Consider the following 4583-nt stretch of genomic DNA (forward strand, 5'->3'; position numbering starts at 1 on the left):
TCATTGAAGATTACGCCGTGATTGTGGATAAATCTACGGTGCCCGTGGGAACAGCTGATAAGGTTAAAGCGCAGGTCCGCAAAGAACTTGAAGCCCGGAAAGCAGCCATTGAATTCGACGTGGTATCAAATCCCGAGTTTCTTAAAGAAGGGGCCGCTGTTAATGATTTTCTCAAGCCGGACCGGATTATCCTGGGCGCGGATTCCGACCGGGCCGCAAAGTTGATGCGCAGGCTGTATGCACCTTTTTCAAGAAACCGGGACAAAATATTGTTCATGAATATCAAAGACGCTGAAATGACAAAATATGCAGCCAACTCCATGCTGGCCACAAAAATTTCCTTCATGAATGAGATATCCAATCTGTGCGAACGGTTGGGTGTGGATGTGGAGAATGTGCGCAAGGGAATCGGTTCAGATTCCCGCATCGGGTATTCATTTATCTACCCCGGTTGCGGATACGGCGGGTCGTGCTTTCCCAAGGATGTCAAGGCCCTGGTGAAAACCGGTAAGGATGCGGGTTTCGCTCCCACTCTTCTGGAAGCGGTGGAGGCAAGGAACAATCTGCAAAAACAGGTGCTTGGAGACAAGGTGATCCGCAGGTTCGGACAGGATTTGACCGGCAGGATATTTGGCATCTGGGGGCTGGCCTTTAAACCCGGCACCGATGATATGCGCGAAGCGTCTTCCCGGGTATTGATTAAAACCCTTGTGGACGCAGGCGCCCGGGTCAATGTATATGACCCTGTGGCCATGGACCAGGCCAAAAAGGAGATCCCGGCACAGGAGCAGGAAAAGATCCATTTTGCCCAAGACCAGTATTCGGCCCTGGACAGTGCAAATGCCTGTATTCTGGTTACAGAGTGGAAGGCCTTCAGGCAGCCGGATTTTAAAAAAATGGCATCCCTAATGAAAGAACGGGTGGTCTTTGACGGCAGAAACCAGTATGACCCTGACGAATTCAAAGAAGCCGGGTTTGAGTATCACGGCATGGGGCGGGAGCCGGGATCGTGCCATCAATAGCCGTTTTGAATGATTGGAGATTTCTGTGGGTTTTATGGTCGTCTTACAAAATCCTTATCTTATAAAATTCACAGCAAAAGGAGATATTCATGCGACTGGTTACCCGATCTGACTTTGACGGCCTTGGCTGTGCAGCCATTCTCAAAGAAAAAGGAATTATTGATGACATTAAATTCGTCCATCCCAAAGATATTCAGGACGGGAAAATTGAAGTCACTTCCGACGATATTCTGTCAAACATTCCTTTCGTGCCCGGTTGCGGTCTCTGGTTTGATCACCACGCCAGCGAACAGGAACGTAAGGCATCCGGCAACTTTGAAGGGAAGAGCGATCCTTCGGCGCCAAGTGCAGCCCGGGTTGTTTACGAGTACTATGGGGGGCTGGAAAAGTTTAAAAACCAGCACCTTGATGACCTGATTCATGCTGTTGATAAAGCAGATGCTGCCCGGTTTACAAAAGAGGAAATTCTCAATCCCGAGGGCTGGGTCCTTTTGTCTTTCATCATGGATCCCCGCACGGGTCTCGGGCGTTACAAGGATTACCGCATCAGCAATTACGCTTTGATGATGGATATGATTGATTACTGCCGCAACAAGACAGACAGGGAGATCCTTGAAATTCCGGATATCAAGGAACGCACCGTGCGGTACTTTGAACAGGACAAACCCTTCCGTAAAATGCTCCTTGACAACAGCCGCATGCAAGGCAATGTCGTGATTCTTGACTTAAGGAATCAGGAAGACATCTACACAGGCAACCGGTTCCTTTTATACAGCCTTTTTCCCGATGCCAATATCTCCATGCAGATTATGTGGGGCTTCCAGAGCCAGAATATCATTATCACCTGCGGTTACAGCATTATCAACAATACCGCCACAGCCGATGTGGGATCTTTGATGCTTAAACATGGCGGCGGCGGCCACAGGCGTGTGGGAACCTGCCAGGTACCCATTGATAAGGCAGACGATATTATCAAGGAAATTTTTGAAGAACTGAATAAGGGGTAGATTGATAACGATATCCTGGACGCAAAATGTATAAAAAACGCACAATACAAAATGTGCGTTTATGTCATGTGGTTGATGGTTATTTCTATTGTAACTATCTTAAAATATTTAATAACATCAAACAGTAAAGGGGTGTGGGTTATTTGGTATACAAAAGGCGTTGTGCCAATAATTTACAGTTACCTGAACCATATATAACAAATTGTATAAAAAATTTACATTTGAGATGTTTGGTATGTACATAACGCTTTCAATTTTATCATGTGGAATAAATCGTATTTAAAATCAATATATTAAATTTTTAATGGTTGCCTGGCATGAATATGGCATTTTAAAGACCCATGGTCTTCATTGAGCAGAACCGAATGTTGAGTTGATATAGTACATAAATACCATGAATTATTATAATGATTTCAATGTCATACATAATCTATAATTTTAAAGAGAGGCGTTTATGATTTACCCCAGTGAATATGAGCTTGAAGCGGGCAGAAATTATCCAAGCAACGAAGATTTTACGGTTAACTATTGTGAAACAAAAGGCAGCGGCATTTATGTAAAGCGCAATTTTAAAAAAGGGGATATGGTGGCAAGGATGGCCGGGATTACCGTGCCGTATATTCTTCAGCACACCCTTCAGATCAGCCCCTTTCTACATCTTTATGACCCTCACTTTACAGGGCTTTTGCTGCATTCATGTGATCCGCGTGTCTTTCTGGATATGAATAAGCTTGAAATCTGGGCATTGCAAGATATTAAAGAAGGCGAAGCCCTGACAATGGATTATGCCCAGACAGAGGACAAATTATTTAAACAATTTCCCTGTTCATGTGGTGCGATCAACTGTCGCAAATGGGTGACGGGTCGAAAAGAATCAATCAACGAAGCTGGTCGGCAATACCTTCTTGATCTGGAAAGGAAGTGTGGATGAAGCCACAAAACAAGCGTTTGTGGTGGGAAAGACAGGATTTGTGTTACCAGGATGGGGTGTTGTTCTTTGCAGGAAAACCAGTGACTGATTTGATCAACACAACGGGCACACCGGCTTTCTTTTACAATGGAAAGCGCATACTACAAAATATCGGGCGGATCCATCAGGCGTTAGATCAGGCGTTAGATCAGCCGGCCGCCCATAAAATTTTTTATGCAATAAAAGCCAACCGGTTTGCCCCTGTGCTGACATATATTAAAATCGGGGCACAATGCGGCGTGGATGTTTGTTCGCCCAGTGAATTGTTACATGCGTTTTCCTGCGGTTTCAACTGTAATGACATTTCATATACGGCCAACTCCATGACAGACGAGGAACTCAAGCTTTTAGCTGATAATCCGGATGTGGCTTTAAATTGCGATTCCTTGAGCACAATCCGTAGACTGGCCAGGTTCTGTTCCCACCGAAAAATCGGCATCCGTGTTAACCCGGCAATGGGGATTGGTTACAGAAATAATGAAACCCTGAAATACAGCGGCGATAAAACTACCAAGTTCGGCATCTACAGAGAACAGTTTGACGATGCGTTGCAGCTTGCTGAAAAAAACAACTTTATAGTGGATACCATTCATTTCCATACCGGATGCGGGTATCTGAACAATCAGTTATCCCTGTTCAGTGAGATTTTAGGTGCAACGCACTGGTTTTTAGATAAGGTGAAAAATCTGGCGTTCGTTAATCTTGGCGGTGGCTTGGGTGTTCCCCATGATATTGATGACACGAAATTGGATCTGGATGCCTGGGCATCGGTTATCAATTCCCATTTCGGCGGCAAAGAAATCACTGTCTGTGTTGAACCCGGGGATTATATTGCCAAAGACAGTGGTCTTCTGGTTTTAGAGGTTAATACCGTCGAGAAAAAGCGCAATACCGATTTTGTCGGCGTGAACGGCGGGTTTAACCTGGCCATTGAACCGGTATTTTATGGGTTACCCTGCGAGCCTGTTGTGCTGACGCAAAAAACGGACAAAATGAAACCTGTGACGATTGTGGGCAATATCAACGAGTCCCTGGATGTATGGAAACATAACTTTTCCATGCCGGATCAGATCAAAGAGAAAGACCCGCTTGTTTTTATCAATGCCGGTGGATATGCCTCATCCATGATGTCCAATCATTGTATGCGGGGGCAGGTGTCGGAAAATTTATTGGTATGAAGGGCTATTATGAATGTGAAAGCAAAAAATATAAATTGTGATGAGGAAGAGGCGACGCTTGCAGAAATAGATAGAAAACACATTATCCACCCGTGGTCAGATTTAGGCAGTGATGCCCAGTCGATGATTATTGAATCCGGTAAAGGGATTCATGTGTTTGACAATGAAGGCAACAAATATATTGATTCGATCTCAGGTATGTGGTGTGTGAATCTGGGGTATGGAAATAAGGAGATGGCAGATGCCATTGCTGACCAGTGTATTCGCCTGGTTTATTATACCCCCTTCGGGGCCATGGCAAGCCCGCCGTCCATCGAGCTTGCACACAAACTGAGTCAGCTGACACCGGGTGATCTCAACCATTTCCAGTTTACAAGCAGCGGCTCCACGGCTGTTGAATCCGCGA

5 protein-coding genes are annotated in these 4583 nt (G+C 45.3%); all 5 read left to right on the forward strand.

Going from position 1 to position 4583, the window contains the following annotated elements:
* On the forward strand, positions 1-1022 hold a 1022-nt coding region (locus AB7U36_RS19010; RefSeq protein ID WP_428161227.1), incomplete at its 5' end, for a UDP-glucose dehydrogenase family protein.
* An 89-nt stretch (positions 1023-1111) separates the two neighbouring features.
* Positions 1112-2029, forward strand: a complete 918-nt coding sequence (locus AB7U36_RS19015) for an exopolyphosphatase (protein WP_428161228.1) — start codon at positions 1112-1114, stop codon at positions 2027-2029.
* A gap of 454 nt (positions 2030-2483) precedes the next feature.
* Complete coding sequence (locus tag AB7U36_RS19020) at positions 2484-2960, forward strand: SET domain-containing protein-lysine N-methyltransferase (RefSeq protein WP_428161229.1); 477 nt, start codon at positions 2484-2486, stop codon at positions 2958-2960.
* Positions 2957-4177 (forward strand): diaminopimelate decarboxylase, encoded by a 1221-nt coding sequence (locus tag AB7U36_RS19025; RefSeq protein WP_428161230.1) that lies wholly within the window; start codon positions 2957-2959, stop codon positions 4175-4177. Before AB7U36_RS19020 ends, AB7U36_RS19025 begins: the two co-directional genes overlap by 4 nt.
* A 9-nt stretch (positions 4178-4186) precedes the next feature.
* Positions 4187-4583, forward strand: a 397-nt coding sequence (locus tag AB7U36_RS19030; RefSeq protein ID WP_428161231.1) for an aminotransferase class III-fold pyridoxal phosphate-dependent enzyme, incomplete at its 3' end; no start/stop codon positions are given.

It is taken from the genome of Desulfobacter sp., assembly GCF_050177295.1.